Annotated in this window: 20 protein-coding genes, 1 tRNA gene and 1 pseudogene; 10 read left to right on the top strand and 12 right to left on the bottom strand. The window is 62.4% G+C overall.

Going from position 1 to position 17724, the window contains the following annotated elements:
- Nucleotides 1–63 precede the first annotated feature (63 nt).
- From ACO076_RS16345 to tgt, 5 genes are all read left to right on the top strand, one after another.
- Nucleotides 64–597 (top strand): peptidylprolyl isomerase, encoded by a 534-nt coding sequence (locus ACO076_RS16345; protein WP_421723889.1) that lies wholly within the window; start codon nucleotides 64–66, stop codon nucleotides 595–597.
- 64 nt (nucleotides 598–661) lie between these two features.
- Nucleotides 662–1099 (top strand): peptidylprolyl isomerase, encoded by a 438-nt coding sequence (locus ACO076_RS16340; protein ID WP_421726754.1) that lies wholly within the window; start codon nucleotides 662–664, stop codon nucleotides 1097–1099.
- 12 nt (nucleotides 1100–1111) lie between these two features.
- Nucleotides 1112–1492 (top strand): LiaF transmembrane domain-containing protein, encoded by a 381-nt coding sequence (locus ACO076_RS16335; protein WP_421723888.1) that lies wholly within the window; start codon nucleotides 1112–1114, stop codon nucleotides 1490–1492.
- Nucleotides 1493–1501: 9 nt separating this feature from the next.
- The gene (queA, locus tag ACO076_RS16330) at nucleotides 1502–2557 is read left to right on the top strand and encodes a tRNA preQ1(34) S-adenosylmethionine ribosyltransferase-isomerase QueA (RefSeq protein ID WP_421723887.1); all 1056 of its coding nucleotides are present in this window, start codon (nucleotides 1502–1504) and stop codon (nucleotides 2555–2557) included.
- On the top strand, nucleotides 2554–3684 hold the full coding sequence (gene tgt / locus ACO076_RS16325; RefSeq protein ID WP_421723886.1) for a tRNA guanosine(34) transglycosylase Tgt: 1131 nt from the start codon (nucleotides 2554–2556) through the stop codon (nucleotides 3682–3684). The genes queA and tgt overlap by 4 nt, the downstream gene beginning before the upstream one ends.
- Before the next feature lie 12 nt (nucleotides 3685–3696).
- On the opposite strand, the gene ACO076_RS16320 is transcribed toward tgt, so the two are convergent.
- A complete protein-coding gene (locus ACO076_RS16320) occupies nucleotides 3697–4131 on the bottom strand; it encodes a DUF4864 domain-containing protein (RefSeq protein WP_421723885.1) in 435 nt (144 codons plus the stop codon).
- Between the two features lie 144 nt (nucleotides 4132–4275).
- On the opposite strand from ACO076_RS16320, the gene ACO076_RS16315 reads away from it, so the two are divergent.
- Nucleotides 4276–4351: transfer RNA gene (locus ACO076_RS16315), tRNA-Lys, on the top strand.
- A gap of 48 nt (nucleotides 4352–4399) precedes the next feature.
- Here the strand turns inward: ACO076_RS16315 and ACO076_RS16310 are convergent.
- The 6 genes from ACO076_RS16310 to ACO076_RS16285 form a co-directional block, all read right to left on the bottom strand.
- Nucleotides 4400–5134 (bottom strand): transporter substrate-binding domain-containing protein, encoded by a 735-nt coding sequence (locus ACO076_RS16310; protein WP_421723884.1) that lies wholly within the window; start codon nucleotides 5132–5134, stop codon nucleotides 4400–4402.
- Nucleotides 5135–5291: 157 nt separating this feature from the next.
- Nucleotides 5292–6182 carry a branched-chain amino acid ABC transporter permease gene (locus ACO076_RS16305; protein ID WP_421723883.1) on the bottom strand — a complete coding sequence of 297 codons (891 nt, stop codon included), beginning with the start codon at nucleotides 6180–6182 and terminating at the stop codon, nucleotides 5292–5294.
- Nucleotides 6182–6889 carry an ABC transporter ATP-binding protein gene (locus ACO076_RS16300; RefSeq protein WP_421726753.1) on the bottom strand — a complete coding sequence of 236 codons (708 nt, stop codon included), beginning with the start codon at nucleotides 6887–6889 and terminating at the stop codon, nucleotides 6182–6184. Before ACO076_RS16300 ends, ACO076_RS16305 begins: the two co-directional genes overlap by 1 nt.
- A gap of 56 nt (nucleotides 6890–6945) precedes the next feature.
- Nucleotides 6946–8106: an ABC transporter substrate-binding protein gene (locus tag ACO076_RS16295; protein WP_421723882.1), complete on the bottom strand. Its 1161-nt coding sequence runs from the start codon at nucleotides 8104–8106 to the stop codon at nucleotides 6946–6948.
- A 2-nt stretch (nucleotides 8107–8108) separates the two neighbouring features.
- Nucleotides 8109–9953, bottom strand: a complete 1845-nt coding sequence (locus ACO076_RS16290) for a branched-chain amino acid ABC transporter ATP-binding protein/permease (RefSeq protein WP_421723881.1) — start codon at nucleotides 9951–9953, stop codon at nucleotides 8109–8111.
- On the bottom strand, nucleotides 9950–10699 hold the full coding sequence (locus ACO076_RS16285; RefSeq protein WP_421723880.1) for a 5-oxoprolinase subunit PxpA: 750 nt from the start codon (nucleotides 10697–10699) through the stop codon (nucleotides 9950–9952). Before ACO076_RS16285 ends, ACO076_RS16290 begins: the two co-directional genes overlap by 4 nt.
- A 111-nt stretch (nucleotides 10700–10810) precedes the next feature.
- On the opposite strand from ACO076_RS16285, the pseudogene ACO076_RS16280 reads away from it, so the two are divergent.
- The 4 genes and pseudogenes from ACO076_RS16280 to ACO076_RS16265 form a co-directional block, all read left to right on the top strand.
- Nucleotides 10811–10990 (top strand): annotated as a pseudogene (locus tag ACO076_RS16280) (helix-turn-helix domain-containing protein); the annotation flags it as partial.
- A gap of 18 nt (nucleotides 10991–11008) precedes the next feature.
- Nucleotides 11009–11722: a LysR substrate-binding domain-containing protein gene (locus ACO076_RS16275; protein WP_421726752.1), complete on the top strand. Its 714-nt coding sequence runs from the start codon at nucleotides 11009–11011 to the stop codon at nucleotides 11720–11722.
- 169 nt (nucleotides 11723–11891) lie between these two features.
- Nucleotides 11892–12275 (top strand): RidA family protein, encoded by a 384-nt coding sequence (locus tag ACO076_RS16270; RefSeq protein ID WP_421723879.1) that lies wholly within the window; start codon nucleotides 11892–11894, stop codon nucleotides 12273–12275.
- A 96-nt stretch (nucleotides 12276–12371) separates the two neighbouring features.
- Entirely contained in the window at nucleotides 12372–13067 is a 696-nt protein-coding gene (locus tag ACO076_RS16265) for a cysteine hydrolase family protein (RefSeq protein ID WP_421723878.1), read from the top strand.
- A 70-nt stretch (nucleotides 13068–13137) separates the two neighbouring features.
- Here the strand turns inward: ACO076_RS16265 and ACO076_RS16260 are convergent, their stop codons facing one another.
- Genes ACO076_RS16260 through ACO076_RS16240 form a run of 5 tightly spaced genes read right to left on the bottom strand, consistent with a single transcriptional unit; the run spans nucleotide 13138 to nucleotide 17651 of the window.
- Entirely contained in the window at nucleotides 13138–13866 is a 729-nt protein-coding gene (locus ACO076_RS16260; RefSeq protein ID WP_421723877.1) for an SDR family oxidoreductase, read from the bottom strand.
- A 56-nt stretch (nucleotides 13867–13922) separates the two neighbouring features.
- Entirely contained in the window at nucleotides 13923–14993 is a 1071-nt protein-coding gene (locus tag ACO076_RS16255) for an ABC transporter ATP-binding protein (RefSeq protein WP_421723876.1), read from the bottom strand.
- On the bottom strand, nucleotides 14986–15900 hold the full coding sequence (locus tag ACO076_RS16250) for a sugar phosphate isomerase/epimerase family protein (RefSeq protein WP_421723875.1): 915 nt from the start codon (nucleotides 15898–15900) through the stop codon (nucleotides 14986–14988). Before ACO076_RS16250 ends, ACO076_RS16255 begins: the two co-directional genes overlap by 8 nt.
- Nucleotides 15901–15915: 15 nt before the next feature.
- Complete coding sequence (locus ACO076_RS16245; RefSeq protein ID WP_421723874.1) at nucleotides 15916–16731, bottom strand: carbohydrate ABC transporter permease; 816 nt, start codon at nucleotides 16729–16731, stop codon at nucleotides 15916–15918.
- Nucleotides 16728–17651 carry a carbohydrate ABC transporter permease gene (locus ACO076_RS16240; protein WP_421723873.1) on the bottom strand — a complete coding sequence of 308 codons (924 nt, stop codon included), beginning with the start codon at nucleotides 17649–17651 and terminating at the stop codon, nucleotides 16728–16730. Before ACO076_RS16240 ends, ACO076_RS16245 begins: the two co-directional genes overlap by 4 nt.
- Nucleotides 17652–17724 lie beyond the last annotated feature (73 nt).

Genomic DNA, 17724 nt, shown 5'->3' with positions numbered 1-17724 from the left:
ACGCCGGTCCAGGCGACCGATCTCTCGATTCCAAAATCCAACCGAAGGCAAGAAACAGGAATGATGAAACGTCTCGCCGCCGTGTTCGCGGCCTTCCTCGTGTTCGCTCCCCTGGCGGCGTCCGCCCAGGACCTCGACCCCGAAAACACGCTGATCATGCGCCTCGAAGACGGCGAGGTGGTCATCCGTCTGCGGCCTGACCTCGCCCCTAATCACGTCGAGCGCATCAAGAAGCTGACCCGGGAGGGCTTTTACGACGACACGCCGTTTCACCGGGTAATCGAAGGGTTCATGGCTCAAGGCGGCGACCCGACCGGTACCGGTACCGGCGGATCGCAGCTACCCGATCTCGACGCCGAGTTCACCAATACCAACTTCACCCGCGGCACCATCGGGATGGCGCGCACCCCTGATCCGAATTCCGCCAACTCGCAATTCTTCATCTGCTTCCAGGATTGCTCCTTCCTCAACGGCCAGTACACCGTGTGGGGCGAAGTGGTGGAGGGCATGGAGTTGGTCGATGCGCTGAAGCGCGGCGAGCCGGTGCCGGATCCGGACCGCATCGTGATGATGCAGGTCGCCGGCGACACCAACTGATCTCCGTCAACCAACCGAGGAGGGCCCCTTGGCCGCAGAACGCGATCCCGAAAACACCCTGTTGATGGAGACGACCCACGGTCCCGTGGTCATCGCGCTTCGTCCGGACCTTGCGCCAAACCATGTGGCGCGGATCAAGGAACTTGCCCGCCAGGGCTTTTATGATGGCATCGTCTTTCATCGGGTGATCGACGGGTTCATGGCCCAGACCGGCGACCCGACCGGCACTGGCATGGGCGGCTCAGGCCAGAACCTCAACGCGGAGTTCAACGCCGAACCGCATGTCCGCGGGACCTGCTCGATGGCGCGGGCGGCCGACCCCAACTCGGCCGACAGCCAGTTCTTCATCTGCTTTGGCGATGCCGGGTTCCTCGACCGGCAGTACACCGTCTGGGGACAGGTGATCGACGGGATGGACGCCGTCGACAAGATCAAGCGCGGCGAGCCGGTCGAGGATCCGGACAAGATCGTGTCTCTGAAGGTGGCCGCCGACGCGGCCTGATCGGCGAACCGCGTGTCCCAGACGAGCGGCGATAACGAACGCGAGCCGAACGACGAGCGTGGGCCAGGCATCTGGATCGCTGGCCTGGTTCTCGTCGGTGTGGGCGTTGTGTTCCTCCTGCAGAACATGGGCTATGCGGTTCCCGCCAACTGGTGGTCGCTGTTCATCCTGATCCCTGCCTTCTTCGCGTTCGCCGGCGCGTGGCGGAGCTATCGCCGCAACGACCAGCAAATCGACGCGTCGACCGCCGGTTCGCTACTGACCGGGATCGTCCTGGTGGCGCTGACCGTGCTGTTCATGACGGGCTTCCAGTTCGACTGGGATATCGTCTGGCCAATGCTGCTGATCGTGCTCGGTGCGATTTTCCTCGGGCGCGCTTATCTGAAGCGCTGAGCCGGTTTCATGCGTGTCGATCTGTTCGACTTCGATCTACCGGAAGAAAACATCGCACTCCGGCCGGTGACGCCACGCGACGCAGCACGGCTGTTGTGTGTGACGCCGCCGGACAGTTTCGCCGATCATCGGGTCAGCGACCTGCCGGAGCTGCTGCGCGAAGGCGATGTCCTGGTGGTCAACGACACCAAGGTCATTCCCGCGGAACTCCGCGGCCAGCGGCATCGCGGCGATCACGTCACCGACGTTTCGGTGACGCTCTACGAGCGGCTGGACGAGCAGCAGTGGAAGGCGTTTGCCCGGCCGGCGCGGCGCCTTGCCGGCGGTGATCGCCTGCATCTGGGTGACGGACTGGAGGCCGAAGTCAAATCGCGCGACGAAGGCGGCTCCGTGTCGCTGCGGTTTGCTTTGGCCGGTCCAGCGCTCGATGAAGCCATTCGTAGGCACGGCCACATTCCGCTGCCGCCCTACATCGCGGGTCGCCGGCCGGAGGATGCGCAAGACCGCAGAGACTACCAGACAATCTATGCGCGGGAGGAGGGCGCCGTCGCGGCGCCGACCGCGGGCCTGCATTTCACTGATACCCTGCTTCAGCGGCTAGCGGACGCCGGTGTCAATCTCTGCCGGGTGACGCTTCATGTCGGTCCTGGCACGTTCCTGCCGGTCAAGGCCGACGACACCGAAGGCCATGCGATGCACGCAGAGTGGGGGACGATTGGAGCTGACGTGGTGGAGACGCTCAACCGGGCGCGTGCGGCCGGCGGGCGCATCATTGCCGTCGGCACCACGTCGCTCCGCCTGCTCGAAACTGCCGCGAGCGATGACGGTCTGATCCAGCCTTTCGGGGACGAGACCGCGCTGTTCATCACGCCGGGCTACCGCTTCAAGGCGGTCGATCTGCTGATGACCAACTTCCATCTCCCGCGTTCGACGCTGTTCATGCTGGTTTCGGCTTTTTCCGGACGCGAGACGATGCTGAACGCATACCGGCACGCCATCGCCGCCGGTTATCGCTTCTATTCGTACGGTGATGCCTGCCTGCTGCATCCGGAGTCCCGCACATGACCGGTGTCACGTTTCGCATCGACGCCACCGACGGCGCGGCCCGGGTCGGGGAGATCGAAACCACAAGGGGACGAATCCGGACACCGGCGTTCATGCCGGTCGGCACCGCCGGGACCGTGAAGGCGATGTACCCGGAGCAGGTGAGGGCGCTCGGCGCTGACATTATCCTCGGCAACACCTACCACCTGATGCTCCGCCCCGGCGCTGAACGGGTCGCCCGGCTTGGCGGGCTCCACACCTTCGCCAATTGGCCGGGACCAATCCTCACCGATTCCGGCGGGTTCCAGGTGATGTCACTGGCGCGCTTGCGCCAACTCGATGAGGACGGCGTCACGTTTCAATCGCACCTCGACGGCAGCAGCCACCGCCTGACACCGGAACGATCGCTGGAAATTCAGGCGCTGCTTGACGCCGACATCCGTATGCAGCTCGACGAATGCGTGGCGCTCCCAGCCGACCGGGCGGAGATCGAACGGGCGATGCACCTGTCACTGCGCTGGGCGGACCGGTCGAAGACTGCCTTCGCCGATGCAGAGGGCCGGGCGTTGTTCGGTATTGTCCAGGGCGGGGATCAGCCCGACCTGCGGGTCGAGTCGGCCGAGGCCCTGGCGGCGGTCGGCTTCGACGGCTACGCGGTGGGCGGCCTGGCGGTCGGTGAGCCGCAAGCGGTGATGTTGGCGATGCTGGAAACGACGATGCCGGCGCTTCCCGCCGATAAACCACACTACCTGATGGGGGTCGGACAGCCCGACGACATCGTCGAGGCGGTGCGGCGGGGCATTGACATGTTCGACTGTGTGCTGCCGACCCGCGCCGGCCGGCACGGCGTTGCCTACACCCGATTCGGCAAGCTCAACCTGAAGAACGCCCGCCATGCCGACGACCCGCGGCCGCTGGACGAAGCGGCCGACTGGTCACCGGCCCGCGATTATTCCCGCGCCTATCTCCATCATCTGATCAAGGCGGGCGAGCTGCTGGCCGGCATGCTGCTGTCGTGGAACAACCTCGCCTACTACCAGCATATAATGGCCGGGCTGCGGGCCGCGATCAGCGAGGGACGCCTCGACAATTTCATCGCCGAGACGCGCGAAGAATGGGATCGCGGCGACCTGCCGCCGATCGATTGACCCGTTTGCGATTCAGGCCGTGTCGCCGCTCGCCTCGACCAGGCGGCAGCCGGTGATTCGCCAGGTGCCGTCCGGCTGCTGCTCCAACGAGTACATGGCTACCCAGTTGCGACCGTCAGGGCCGGTGACGAACACGCGTTGCACCGGCCCGAGCGCGGTATCGACGACTTCCCCAAAAATGACCGACTGGGGCCGGTACACCGGCTGGTAGCCGCCGCGGACCATCGCCATGAAGGCATCGACCGTTGGGAAGATGCGCTGGATCATCGGGGCAGCGTAGCTGTAAGCCGCGGCACCGTCGTCACGCTGAAACGCAGCGATCTGGCCTTCGATCACAGACCGGATCGCGGTTCGATCGCTGTCCGACACGTCGGCCCGGGCAGCGGCGGTGGCCATGGCAACACTGACAATGGCGGCGACGACGATGCGTCTGAACAAGCTGGTCATTCGGTGTGCCCTCCTTGCGTGCCGACCGACTATGACCATGTCAGATAGGGCGGGCGAGGCAGGGGTCACGCCAAAAACGCTTCGGAGCACCACATCAGCCTATTGACCGAACACCGGTACGCCGGCCATATGGGCGCGATTCCCGAGCGCGTAGCTCAGCTGGTAGAGCAACTGACTTTTAATCAGTAGGTCCAGGGTTCGAGCCCCTGCGCGCTCACCAAGGGTTTGTAGGTATGCTCGCCCTAAGCCAAGTCCCGCTGGACCAGGCTCACCACTGATTGGAGACATCCCATTTTGCGATGAGCTGGTTCAGGCTGCCGTCGTCCTTCATCGACGTGATGGCGGCGTCGAACTTTTCGCGCAACAGAACATCGGACTGTCGCAACCCTATGCCCACGCCGCCGCTGAGAACGACAGGTTCGCCGACGATAACCATCCGATCGTTCTCTTTGGCGATTTCGTTAAGAAACGCGATATGGGCGAGAAGCGCTTCCGCTTCGCCGGTTTCGACAGCCGCTAGGGTTTCGTCGTGCGTTTGAAACTCGGCGAGCGCGGCACCCAGCTCTTCCAAGTGTGCTGCCTGGATTGTGCCTGCCTGGGCGGCAATAACGCCGTTCTCTAGGTCGACATCTTCCGACAGCGCCATGTAGCGCGAGTAGTGGGGCGGCGTATAAGGCTGTGTAAAGGCAATGCGCTCGGCTCTTTCGGGGGTGATTGCCATTCCGGAGACAATGGCGTCGTAACGGTTGGACACGAGATTGGGGATGATCGAGACCCAGTCGTTGATGACCCATTCACAGGTTAGACCTGCGCGACGACACAATTCGTCCCCGAGATCGCGTTCGAATCCGTCTAACTCACCGGCTTCGTTGATAAAATTCCAAGGCGGGTAGTTGCCTTTGGTCGCCAATTCCACGACGTCTGCGCTCTCAGCCGCCGCATACGACACCGGGAGACACCAAAGCAGAAGCAGCGCGAGGGTTCTCTTCAACACGATCTTCATGCTCCTGTTGCTATGTCGAGTGCGTAGATAGCGAATAGGCGATCCCCTATCAATTGGCGTCCGCTTTCCCGCGAACTTCAGGCGATCGCGGTTATTTGCCCCTCGGCAACGTTTTCACCTCCGCCGAAACCCAGCGAAGGCCCAGAAGGCGTTGCATTCAACGAACGGCTTCCGCTTTGCCAAGCAGTCCGTACGGGCGCCAAATCAAGAGCAATATGACGAGCGACAGTGCGATGGCGTCCCGGAATGGCAATAGGTCGGGCGGCAGAGTGGCACGCAGCATGACCTCGATGCCGCCGAGAACGAAGCCGCCCAAGACTGCGCCGCCGAGATTGCCCAGGCCGCCAATGACAACGGCAATGAAGGCCTTGAGGACCGGGAGAAACCCCATGAGTGGATCCACCGACCCGCGCTGCGCCACCCAAAGAAAGCCCGACACGCCGGCCAACACGCCTGATATAGCAAAGGCGGTGGCAATCACCCCGTTCGCCCTGATTCCCATCAACCGAGTCGCGGCGAAGTCCTGGGCGGCGGCGCGCATGGCAATACCGAGAAGCGATCGGCGAAGAAACACCACCAATCCGGCCAGCACGACGAATGTGATCCCAATCGATACCAACTGCAGTGTTCCGATCGTCAATCCGCCGATCGATACGACGCCGGTCAGTGTTGCCGGAACGGCAAGGGCCAAGGGTCGCGGCGAGATGAAATTCTGAAACAAGACCTGCAGGATCGAACTCACCGCGAAGGTCGTCAGCAGCATCGTCGAAAGCGACGCGTTTCGAACGGGACGAAATGCGACCCGCTCGATCGCTACGGCGGTGCTGATCGCGATGAGACATCCGACGATGACGGCAAACGCAAATGGCACACCAAGCGTCGCGACCGCGAACACGACGGCATAGCCGGCAATTGTCATGACCTCGCCATGGGCAAAGTTGATCATGCCAAGGACGCTGAAGATCATCGCGAGCCCAAGCGCGAGGAGTGCATAGACGCCCCCGAGCGCCAACGCGTTGATCAGTTGCTGAGCATAGAACTCGATCACTATGCGACCCCGAAATAGGCAGCCCGCACGCCGTCGTCGTCTCGGATCCTATTGGCATATCCTGTTTTGACAATCTCGCCCTGTGTCATGACGCAGGCGCGATCGGCGATGTCGAGTGCGCGCTCGACATTTTGCTCCACGAGCACGATCGATTGGCCTTTGTCTCGAAGCGATGTGATCGTGTCGAAGATGATATCGGTAACCCGCGGCGCCAGTCCGAGTGACGGTTCGTCAAGAAGCAGCACCTTAGGGCGCGACATCAGGGCTCGGGCAATCGCTAGCATCTGCTGTTCGCCGCCCGACAGCGTCCCGGCGAGCTGCCCGCGGCGCTCCTCGAGAATCGGGAACAACTCCAGAAGTCGCGCTTCGGTTTCGGCGGCCCGATTGGTGCCAGCCTTGGCCGCGGCTGCCCCCATCCTCAGGTTCTCGCCAACAGTCAGACTGGTGAAGATGCGCCGTCCTTCCGGGCATAGCGTCAGCCCGCGGCGGACAATCGCCTCGGTGCTCAGTGTGCTAATCTCATCGCCATCCAGGCGGACATCTCCAGAGCCTGCGGCGAGACCGACCAGCGCCATGAGCGTCGACGATTTGCCGGCCCCGTTGGGGCCGACGAGGGCGAGGATCTCGCCGGGCGGCAGTGCGAAGCCCACGTTCCTCACTGCGCGGATCGCGCCATACGAGACCGAGAGCCCGCTGACCTCCAGAATGGGCTCAGATGCGGTTACCGTACCAGCGCTGTTCACGATACCAGCTCAGCCAAGCGTTACCGCGAAGCCGGCACGAGCCCCGGATCGATGATCCGCGTATCGACATGCGTGACGGTCCCGTCGCCGACCCGGTTAAGCGCGACCGCACGTGCCGGCACCCGGCCCCGGTCCTTGTAGGTGACCGTTCCGGTCACGACCTCGAGCCCATCGATTGCCGCGATGGCATCGCGCAGCGCCGGCCCCTCGAGCGAGCCGGCTTCGCGAACCGCGTGATCGATGACGAGCATCATGTCGTAGCCGGTCGCCGCGAAGCTGTTGGTCAGCGGCTCGCCCATGACCGCCTCGTATTGCGCGAAGAAATCCGCGAGCCGCGTGCCAGCGACTGGGGCGCCGGCATTGGTGAAGACGACACCTTCAGACACGTCGCCAAGCGCGATCGTAGTCGGAGAATCGATACCGTCGCTGCCGAGGACGGCGGCATCGATGCCGGCGCCGCGCAGCCGGCGCAGAAAAGCCGGGAAATCGGGCTCATAGGCCGACGTCATGATCACGTCCGGCTGCGGATCGAGGGCGGTGATGCGCGTCACTTCGGCCGAAAAATCCTGTTGTCCGAACGTATAGGTGCCGCGGCCAACCACCGTGCCGCCAAGCTCTTCGAAAACCTCGCCGAAGTACTCTGGCAAATTGCCGGTATAGGTCGTGTCCGGCGAGACCAGGAGATAGGCGTTCTCGTAGCCCTGTTCGCGGGCATATTCTGCCAGCGTCGCGCCCTGGATGGTATCGGCGACGTAATTGACGAAGTAGAAATCACCGATGGCACCGGGCAGGCCAGCGTTTGTCGCGCAGGTCGAGAAGACCGGAATCTCTGCTTGCTGCGCCAACAGCCCGCCGGCAATCGCCGGATCGTCATCACACGGGACGACGATGACTTGTGCTCCCGCGTCGATGAACTCCTGGACGACGACGGATGTCTGTACCGTATCGGAACGGACATCGCGGATCATCGCTTCGATCTGGTATTGACCCGCAGCACCACCATCGGCGTTCAGGTCGTCTATGGCGATCTTCGCGCCATCGACGGTCGGCGAATCATAGGGCGCGAGATAGTCGGTCAACGAGACCGCGAAGCCGATTTTGAGGGTGTCGTCGGCCTGTGCCGCCGTCACCATGCCGGCCGCGGCCAACGCCCCGAGGCGCAGAACTGTTCTTGGGGTCATGTCTATGTCTCCCATCTGGCTGGTTGCATGTGTCCCTGGCGTTCCCCGGCGACGGCTTCTGGGCCGTTGCGTTGGCGGCCGAAGTAGGCCGCGGCAACTCGATCGTCGGCGCGGATCTCGTCGGGCGGTCCGACGGCGATCAGCCGGCCCTCGTTGAGAACCGCGACGCGATCGCAAAGTGTGAGAATGAGGTGAAGGTCGTGGTCGACGAGCAGAATCCCGAGACCGTGGGCATCTCGTAGCTCGGCGAGCAGTGCGAGAAGAGCTTTTGACTCGCTGGCATTCATGCCGGCTGCCGGCTCATCAAGAAGGAGAAACCCGGGATCGGTCGCCAAGGCGCGGGCAATCTCAAGTCGGCGCTGCTGGCCATAGGACAGTTCGCCGGCACGGCGATCGGCGCATTCCAGAAGATCCAGTTTTCGCAACAGCGCCCGCGTCGTATCCGACGCACGGGGGTCCTGACCGTGAGCCGCGAGCGCAGCATCAACGTTCTCTTCGACGGTGAGATTTTCGAACAGCCGGATATTCTGGAACGTCCGGGCAATACCCAAGCGGGAGAAATACATCGGCCCCGGCCGGACGGGGGCGGTGCCATCGACGGTGATGCGGCCGGCATCGACTCCCTGCACGCCCGTGAGGCAGGAGAGCAGCGTTGTCTTGCCGGAGCCGTTAGGCCCGATCAGACCCAGTATCTCGCCGCGTGACAATGTGAGCGACACTGTGTCGACGGCGATCACGCCGCCATAGCGCTTGGTGACCCGTGCCGCTTCGAGGTGCTGGCCCCGCGGCCTATCGCCGGACAGAGGCGCGATGTCGAAGGCCTGGTCTGGCACCGACCGATTGCGTGAGGTCCGCCGGCCCCGCACAAAATCCTCGACCTCGGTAAAGCCCATGACTCCTTCGCTGCGGAAGTAAAGGGTCAGCAGGACGGCGACGCTGACCCCGATCGTAGTCAGGCCAAAGAGCGGCGGGACGTCGATGACTCCGAGACTGAATCCGGGCTCGATTCGTCGCAGCGCCTCAACCAGAATCGTTATGAGGGCGACGCCGACGACGGCGCCTGCTACGCTGGCTTGGCCACCGACAATCAGGATGGCCAGCAGCGAAAAACTCAGCGTGAAGTAGAATTCTTTGGGTGAGAAAACGCCAAGGTGATGGGCGAAGAGTACGCCACCGACCGCGACGAGTGCGACACTTGCCACAAAGGCGAACAGGCGGGCGCGTTCAACGTCAATTCCCGTCGATCGAGCTGCCGGTTCATTCTCGCGCGCTGCGCGGGTCAGTAATCCCCAGCGGCTCGATTTGAACGATCGCGCCAAAGCCAAAGCCAAAAGAGCGGCCAAAGCGGCAATCAACGGCGAGATCGACTTCGGGACACCAAATACAGCCTGTGCGCCGCGGGTGAACGTTGTCCCGCCGACAAAGACGCTATGGGCGATGATCAGCAGGCCGAGGGTCGCGATGGCGCCGGCGGCACCACCGAGCCGAGCAATCGCCGGGCCGATCGCGAGCCCAATTCCGGTTGCGACCGCCACCGCTATCGCACCTCCAACAAGCGGGGATAAGTGCGTGTTGGCGAGTACGCTCGGAAGATTGGGCAGAACGGTCGCTTTCAGCGCCGGTGGGATTGTCAGAATGGCGGTGGCGTACCCGGCGATGCCGACAAAGGCGACATGCCCGAAGCTTAGAATGCCGGTATTGCCGACAAACACACCAAGACCTGCCACGAGCACAACGAGAATGAACGCGTAGGTGATCGTGTTGGCCATTGCCGCCGACGCGACCCATTCGCCGTAGGCGGCGGTGGCCACTAACGGAACGGCGAGCATGACAAGCCCACGGATCATGAGATCGACACCGTCGGTCGCTTAGGTTCGTTGTTGTTAAGCAGCGCTCTGAGATGCTTCAGCAAAGCCGAGGCGTCGGGATTGTCGGAATGGACGCAAATCGTCTCGGCGCGCACCGGCACACTGTGGCCGTTGATGGTTCGCACAGCACCTGACTGGAGGGCGTCGATGGCCCGCCGCGCGGCATCCCCGACATTGCGTGTCGAAGGCTCCGGAACGATCACGAGCAGGCCGTCGTCGTCGTAGTCGAGATCGGCATAAAATTCCGGAATGAACGGAATACCCTTCTCCCGAAGCGCGTCATCCTGTTCGGTTCCGGCAAGGCCCAGAACCGGGACGTCAAACGGTGCGGCAGCTTCGGCAATCGCGCGGGCGACGTTTTGGTCGCGGCAGGCCATGCCATAGAGCGCGCCATGCGGCTTGATATGGCTCAGATGGCCCCCTGCGGCCGTGAGAAAGCCACACAATGCGCCAACCTGATACTGGACGATGGCGACGAGATCGTCGCCGGGAATGGCCATCGCGCGGCGCCCAAAGCCCTGCAGGTCCGGCAATGCGGGATGTGCACCAATCGCGACGCCCGCTTCAGCGGCGGCGCTGACGGTGGCGCGCATAACGGTCGGATCGGCGGCGTGAAAACCGCAAGCGACGTTGGCGAGGTCAACCAGGGGCATCAACGATGCGTCGTCGCCCAATCGATAGCGCCCGAAACTCTCGCCCATGTCGCAGTTGATTGTCGGATCCATCGCGGATTCCCGGCGCTGGCGCGAGGCATGCCTCGCTCATTGGGAACTATCGGCGCCGGGATCGGTGAATTTCAATTTCATTGTGAAAACACGTCATGATAAGTTTTTTTAATGTCAGTCACGCTTCGCCAGATGCGCTACTTCGTCAGCGCCGTTGAAACAGGGAAGCTGTCGTCGGCGGCGTCCGCTTGTGGCGTGACTCAGTCGGCGATCACGCTGGCGGTCAAGAGCCTGGAGGACAACGTCGGCGCGCCGCTGCTCGGCCGATCACCGACGGGCGTAACTTTGACTCAGGAAGGACACCGGTTCTTGCGCAAGGCGCGCGAGATCCTCGCTCTCGTCTCCGAGGCTACACGGGAAGTCGAGGGCGCCACCGCCGGCGGCGTCAATCAAGGCTCGATCCGTGTCGGTGCGACCGATACCGTCATCGGCTATTTCCTCGGCCCGATACTTGCTCGCTTCAAGGCTCGCTTTCCACGGATCAATGCGCAGGTGGTCCAACTCGAACGCCCGGAGATCGAAAGCGGGCTCATTGATGGCGAGCTCGATATTGCCGTTATCCTGGTCTCCAATCTGCGCCGCCGAGAAGCGCTGACGTCGTCGATCCTGCTACCGTCGCAGCGCCGGCTTTGGCTGCCACCCCGGCATGCTTTGCTGGCAAAGAAACAGGTGTCGCTCGCAGACGTGGCGAAGGAGCCCTACATCATGCTCACCGTTGATGAGGCCGAGAAATCCGCGCTGGGCTATTGGCAACGGCACAGTCTCAAACCCGACACCATCCTGCGTACGGCCAATGTGGAAGCGGTACGCACGATGGTGGCCCTCGGCATGGGCGTCTCGATCCTGTCAGATATGGTGTTTCGCCCGTGGTCGCTCGAAGGCGATCGGATCGAGGTGCGGGATTTGGTCGAGCACATCCCGTCTATGGACATCGGTCTTGCCTGGCGCCTTGGAGCAACGCTGTCGCCTGCCGCCGACGAATTTCGCGCGTTCTTGCAATCTTCATATGTTCGGCCGACCTGACGCCGTCCCTCGCGACCGCTGCTGCGACACTAGACGGAAGCTCGGCGGATCGCTTCGATCTATGCATCAGTTTTTTTTATATCGGACACCCAGTATTTTAAATTTGCACTGACCGGCCGGAACCGAATTTGATGGTGCTGACGACCATCCGCGCTGGAGGTGCAGAGCGATGTACAAGACCTACAAGCCCGAAGGGATGTCCGACCCATATGGCACGTATGTCCACGGCATCGAGCCGCCACAGGGATCGCGCATCGTTTTTCTGTCCGGTCAGATCCCGGTGGCGCCGGACGGCACCGTGCCGGAGGGCATGGAGGCCCAAGCCACCGTCGTTTGGGAGAACATCGCGGCGATCTTGAAAGATGCCGGGCTCGGCATCGGCAATCTTGTCCGCACCACCCAATACCTGATCGATCCCAAGATGTATCCGGAGGCGAACGCCGTTCGCGCCCGGTTTTTAGGCGACCATCGAACGGCATCCGTCGCGATCGCCGTTCCGGCGCTGATCGAGCCAAACTGGCTGATCGAGATTGACGCGATCGCCGCCGCATAGGCCGTTGATCAGCAGGCAACGCAGCGCGGCGACCCAGAACCGACCGGGCATGCGCCCGGGTCAATGCGCAAGTCTCTTGCTTTCGAGGAGTGAGCCATGATTACCGTCCCCGCTTACGACAACCGAAACTACGCATTTGACCCCCGGCACACGGCGTTGATCATCGTCGACATGCAGCGAGATTTCGTCGAAGACGGTGGCGCTTGCGGGGTCGGTGGGATGGATGTGAAACCGTTGCAGGCGGTCATTCCCCCCATCAAGGCGGTGCTGGACGCGTTCCGTGATGCGGGTAGCGTTGTTGTCCATACCCGCTATGGCTTCAAACCCGACCTATCCAACCTTCCCGAGTCGATGCGACAGCAAAGCCGTGACGCTGGCGGCGAATATGGAACGGCCGGGCCGCTGGGACGAATTCTGACCGAGGGCGAGGCCGGCTTCCAGATCGTCGAAGAGCTGACGCCGCTTCCCGGCGAGATCGTCATCGACAAGTCAACCTTCGGCGCTTTTACCTACACCGACCTCGACAGCACGTTACGCGGCAAGGGAATCACCCACTGCGTGATTTGTGGCGTGACCACGCAATGCTGCGTCGAGGGAACGCTGCGCGAAGCCGTCGATCGCGGCTATTTCGTCCTGACGTTGGCTGACTGTTGTGGCGCCTTCGAAGACGAGTTCCAACAAGGAACGCTACGGACGATTCAGAGCGAAGGACATTTGTTTGGGTGGATCGCGCGAAGCAGTGACCTCGTTGACGCCGTTCGACGGTCTCAGATCGCTGACCAGGTGGCCTGAGCTCTCTACAGCGAGCCGCGCAGCCTTGGGACGACTGGACGAAGCCTCCCGATCCACACAGTCGGTCAAATCACATATCCAGGCCTTGGGGCAGAATGGTGATGTCGCGGATGACGATGCCGCGAGGGCGGGTCAGCATGAACATCACCGCTTCGGCCACTTCGTGCGCTTCCATCAGCGCCTGAGCAGCCAGCGCTTCCTCCATCTTCGCCTTGGGCCAATCGTCTAGCAACGCGGTGACCACTGGACCCGGAAGCACAGCCCCCATCCGTATGCCGTGCTCGATCAACTGCCGTCGGGTTGAATGGACGAATGCCTGCACCGCGAATTTCGAGGCGGTGTAGATCGGCTCCCAGATCACGGGAATGACGCCGGCCACCGATGAGGTGAAGACGATGTCTCCGCTCTTCTTGGCGATCAGGTGCGGTAGGACGGCGTGGACCGCACGAAAGGTCGCATTGGTGTTGAGGTCGAGTACCCGGTCCCAAACGTCGGGATCGCCATCCGCGACGTTCCCGCCGACATAGGCGCCGGCATTGGCGTGGAAAATGTCAAGGTCGCCAGTGCGCTCCAGGATGCTCGGAAGCATGCCGGAAACAGCGGCGGTGTCGAGGAGATCCAAGGTCAAAGGAAATGCCAACTCACCGAGCTGGCCGCAGGCCTCATCGAGCTTCTCCCCGTCGCGGTCGATCAACACGACCTTAACACCGGATCCGACCAGCGCCTCCGCGCAGGCGAGGCCAATCCCCGACGCTGCTCCGGTCACTGCCGCGGTCTTGCCTGACAGACCCGCCCCCATGTCGTTCTCCTCTGCCGCTCGAGCCTTATCTCGCCCCGCTCGCGGGACATGCCATCTCAGTTCGTATTGATCCGCAGTCCTTCGCGATCGAAGACGTGGCAGCGATCCGGGGGCAGCGTCAGATGCACCGTCTGATCGCTGTGGAAGTCGCGCTCGCCGACGGCGCGGACCGTCACCATGCCGATCCCCTCCACATCGACGTACAAAAACGCGTCACTGCCGAGCTGCTCCTCGACGACGATTGTTCCCGTGAGGTCGCCGCTATCGTGGGAATAGGTGATGTGCTCCGGCCGGATGCCGACTGTTTGAGCCATTGCCAGGCGATCGGTCTTCGCGTCGTGCGGGGCGAGGGCGGGGCCGTTGTTCACCTGCACCCGGCCATCGCCGGTCGGTTTTGCTTCCAGGAAGTTCATCTTGGGCGAACCGATGAAGCCGGCGACGAATTGATTCACCGGCCGATCGTAGAGCTCGATTGGAGTCGCGAACTGCTGTATGTGGCCGCCTTCGAGCACCACGATTCGATCCGCCATGGTCATCGCCTCCACCTGGTCGTGGGTGACGAAGACCATCGTCGTATTGAGGCGTCGGTGGAGCCGAATCAGCTCGATGCGCATCTGCACGCGCAGCGCAGCGTCGAGATTCGACAGCGGCTCGTCGAATAGAAATGCCGATGGCTCGCGGACGATGGCCCGGCCGATCGCCACGCGTTGCTGCTGACCGCCAGAGAGTTCGCGCGGTTTCCGGTCGAGCAGCTTGTCGAGCCCGAGGATGGACGAAGCCTGCGCTACCTTCGCCGCGATCTCCGACCGCGGCAGACCGGCGATCCGAAGGCCGAAGCCGATGTTGTCCCGCACGGTCAAATGCGGGAACAAGGCATAGGACTGGAACACCATCGCAAGGCCGCGCGACGACGGCTTGGCCTCGGTCACATCCTCGTCGTCGATCAGCACCCGACCGTTGGTGACTGTTTCCAGCCCCGTGATCATCCGCAGGAGCGTCGACTTCCCGCACCCCGAGGGGCCGACGAAGACGACGAACTCACCGTCTGCGATCCTGAGGTTGATATCGCGAACAACGGTGACGTCGCCGAACGCCTTGTGGACGTCCTGCAGAACGATCTCACCCACCCTGCAGAACCCCTTTCGTATGCGCGAGGCTTTCGGTCCGAATGGCGGATGTCATCTGGGCCCTGGTGAAATCGCGTGCGTGACTGATCAGATCCTCACCGTCGGTCCACAGGTTTCGCCAGATGGCCAAAACGCGCGAGAGCGTGGGGTCCACCACTTCGGACGAGAACGACTCGAAGACCATCGGTCCGCTGAAGTCGATTTGTGCCAAGGCCCGGAAAATCGGCACGAAGTCGATGGAGCCAGAGCCGAGATAGCCGCGATGGCTTTCCCCGAGGTGGAAGTAGCTGAGCCGATCGCCGGTCTCGACGATGGCGCGTGCGGCGTCGGCCTCCTCGATGTTCATGTGATAAGTGTCGAGGTGTACCTTCACGTTGGGTGCGCCGATCATGTCGCAGAGCGCAACGCCTTGGGCCGCTGTGTTGGCGATGTTCGTTTCGTAGCGATTGACCACCTCCATTCCGACTGTGATCCCGTTGCCGGCCGCAGCCTCGCAGACGCGCGCGAGGACATCGACGCTCTGGGCCAGGCCCGCCGCGGTGGCGGGCTCGGCGTACTTCGTGAGGGCGGAGAAGATGACACCGCAGATGTCGCTCGCACCGATGTCGCGCGCGATGGAAACGACGTCCATGAGGAGCGCTTCACCGCGTTTTGCCGCTTCCGGATCAGCGGAGGAAATGTCCGTCTCGGGCCCAAGGCCAAGCGAGATGGTTGCGGCGAGACCGTATTCCTCCAGAAGCCGCGCGGTCAGCGCCGAATCGATCTGAGTTGGGTCGAGCGCCGGTATCTCGATGAGGTCGTATCCGACCCGGGCCGTCCCTTCGATGGCTTTGCGAGCTTCGGCTTCGCTCCAGCCCCCCACCCAGCAAAGCGCGTGCACCCCAAGCTTGTTCTGCCCAAATCCCATTTCGTCCTCCGCTTGTTAGTTCTTGACGGCACCCATCGTCAGGCCGGAGACGATGTGCCGTTGCATCAGGATTGTGAAAATGACCGGCGGCAGGATCTGGATGATCGTCGCCGCCGAGATGAGTTCCCAGTAGGTCTTGGTCACCGTCGAGAAGGACGAGATTACTACGGGGAACGTCTTCGCTTCGCGTGTGGTCAGGAACAGCGCGAGCAACAGTTCGTTCCATGCGAAGATGAACACGAAGGTCGCCACCGTCGCGATCCCGCTCTTGGCCAGCGGCAGCGCGACGATCCGGAAGGTCTGCCACCAGGAACAGCCTTCGACACGTGCCGCTTCGATGATCTCGCGGGGAATGTTGCGGAAGAACGACATCGCCACCCAAATGGCGAAGGGTAGGTTGAACCCGGCATAGACAAGGACGAGCGCCGGGATGGTGTCGAGCATCCCCGCGCCGTTGAAGACCATGTAGAGCGGCACCGCAGCGGCGATCGGCGGCATCATGCGGGTCGAGAGAATCCAGTCCGCGACGAAGTTCTGGGCGCGAAACTGGAAGTAGACGAGACCGAACGCCGCCGGCAGCGCGAAAGCCAAGCAGAGCAAGGTCGCGCACAGAGTGACGACGGTCGAGTTCAGCAGGAACTGCCAGTTTTCACTGAGCAGCAATGTGAAATTCTCAAGGTAGGTGAAATCCGGCAGCCAGACCGGGGGAATGGCGTAGATGTCGTTGATCGTCTTGAACGCCGCCAGGACCATCCACAGGATCGGCGCGGTGAAGACGAAGGTGATCAGACACGCAGCGGCGAGCGATACGCCCTTGTTGGTCTCGTTCATCGCTGGGACCTCCGCAGATAGGTGACGGCGAAGGTGGTGACGACGATCGAGATGAGCAGAATGATCACCGCCGAGGCCGACCCGTAGCCGACCTGGAAGAAACGAAAATTCTGGCGATAGGCGAAGTAGGTGATCAGCTCGGTCGCGTCGCCCGGTCCACCGCGTGTGGTGACGTAGACCAGATCGAAGAGCTTGAGATTGTCGATGACGCGAAGGATGACGCCGACCAGAATCACGTTGCGGATCGCGGGAAGCTCGATCCAGCGGGCGACGTGGTGCCATTTGGCGCCTTCGAGGTTCGCGGCCTCGTAAAGCGCCGGGGGCACCGAAACCAACCCCGCCAACATCAGGAGCATCATGAACGGCGTCCATTGCCACGCGTTGATGAAGATGACGGTTGGCAGCGCGAACGTCGGATCGCCGAACCACGACGGTCCCGGTATTCCGAGGCCGGACAGCAGGTAGTTGGCGATACCGAGTGTCGGGTTGAGGATGTAGCTGAATATCAAGCCGACGCAGATCGGCGTGATCATCATCGGCAGGATGGCAAGCGAGCGCAGGACCTTGCCGGTGCGCATTTCACGCAGCGATAGGAACACCTTGGCGCAGAGAAAGCCGAAGACGATCTCAAGCGCGATCGACGAGACGGTCAAGACGGCGGTGTTCTGAATCGCTTTGAGAAACAGGGAGTCGGTGAGAAGGTTCTGGTAGTTCTCCAGACCGATGAACCATTTGCGGTCCATCCGGGTCAGCTTGGCGTCATAGAGGCTGAGGTAAACCGAGTAGATGAACGGGAAGACGCTGAGGAGCAGCAAATAGACAACGGCGGGAACGAGGAACAGGAGCTTGGTTGCCCGTTCATCGTCAGTCGCCTTCGCCGGCAGTCGCGCTGTGTCGAGTGTGTCCGTCGCGCTGACCATTTTGCCTATCCGCACGACCCAAGGGTAGGGGGTGAGCCGGAGAGGGGCCGGGTGGTCCGGCCCCTCCTAGGAG

Origin of the sequence: Bauldia sp. (genome assembly GCF_965232525.1) — a bacterium.
Taxonomy (GTDB): Bacteria; Pseudomonadota; Alphaproteobacteria; order Rhizobiales; family Kaistiaceae; genus Bauldia.
This window is presented reverse-complemented; position numbering and strand designations above follow the sequence as displayed.

What these genes read in the sequence shown, in the direction of transcription:
- ACO076_RS16345 (WP_421723889.1), top strand. Translation starts at nt 64, where the DNA reads ATGAAACGTCTCGCCGCCGTGTTCGCGGCCTTCCTCGTGTTCGCTCCC.
- ACO076_RS16310 (WP_421723884.1), bottom strand. Translation starts at nt 5,134, where the DNA reads ATGAAGATCGTGTTGAAGAGAACCCTCGCGCTGCTTCTGCTTTGGTGT.
- ACO076_RS16285 (WP_421723880.1), bottom strand. Translation starts at nt 10,699, where the DNA reads ATGGATCCGACAATCAACTGCGACATGGGCGAGAGTTTCGGGCGCTAT.
- ACO076_RS16340 (WP_421726754.1), top strand. Translation starts at nt 662, where the DNA reads ATGGAGACGACCCACGGTCCCGTGGTCATCGCGCTTCGTCCGGACCTT.
- ACO076_RS16240 (WP_421723873.1), bottom strand. Translation starts at nt 17,651, where the DNA reads ATGGTCAGCGCGACGGACACACTCGACACAGCGCGACTGCCGGCGAAG.
- ACO076_RS16260 (WP_421723877.1), bottom strand. Translation starts at nt 13,866, where the DNA reads ATGGGGGCGGGTCTGTCAGGCAAGACCGCGGCAGTGACCGGAGCAGCG.
- ACO076_RS16320 (WP_421723885.1), bottom strand. Translation starts at nt 4,131, where the DNA reads ATGACCAGCTTGTTCAGACGCATCGTCGTCGCCGCCATTGTCAGTGTT.
- tgt (WP_421723886.1), top strand. Translation starts at nt 2,554, where the DNA reads ATGACCGGTGTCACGTTTCGCATCGACGCCACCGACGGCGCGGCCCGG.
- ACO076_RS16270 (WP_421723879.1), top strand. Translation starts at nt 11,892, where the DNA reads ATGTACAAGACCTACAAGCCCGAAGGGATGTCCGACCCATATGGCACG.
- ACO076_RS16250 (WP_421723875.1), bottom strand. Translation starts at nt 15,900, where the DNA reads ATGGGATTTGGGCAGAACAAGCTTGGGGTGCACGCGCTTTGCTGGGTG.
- ACO076_RS16245 (WP_421723874.1), bottom strand. Translation starts at nt 16,731, where the DNA reads ATGAACGAGACCAACAAGGGCGTATCGCTCGCCGCTGCGTGTCTGATC.
- ACO076_RS16295 (WP_421723882.1), bottom strand. Translation starts at nt 8,106, where the DNA reads ATGACCCCAAGAACAGTTCTGCGCCTCGGGGCGTTGGCCGCGGCCGGC.
- ACO076_RS16290 (WP_421723881.1), bottom strand. Translation starts at nt 9,953, where the DNA reads ATGATCCGTGGGCTTGTCATGCTCGCCGTTCCGTTAGTGGCCACCGCC.
- queA (WP_421723887.1), top strand. Translation starts at nt 1,502, where the DNA reads ATGCGTGTCGATCTGTTCGACTTCGATCTACCGGAAGAAAACATCGCA.
- ACO076_RS16265 (WP_421723878.1), top strand. Translation starts at nt 12,372, where the DNA reads ATGATTACCGTCCCCGCTTACGACAACCGAAACTACGCATTTGACCCC.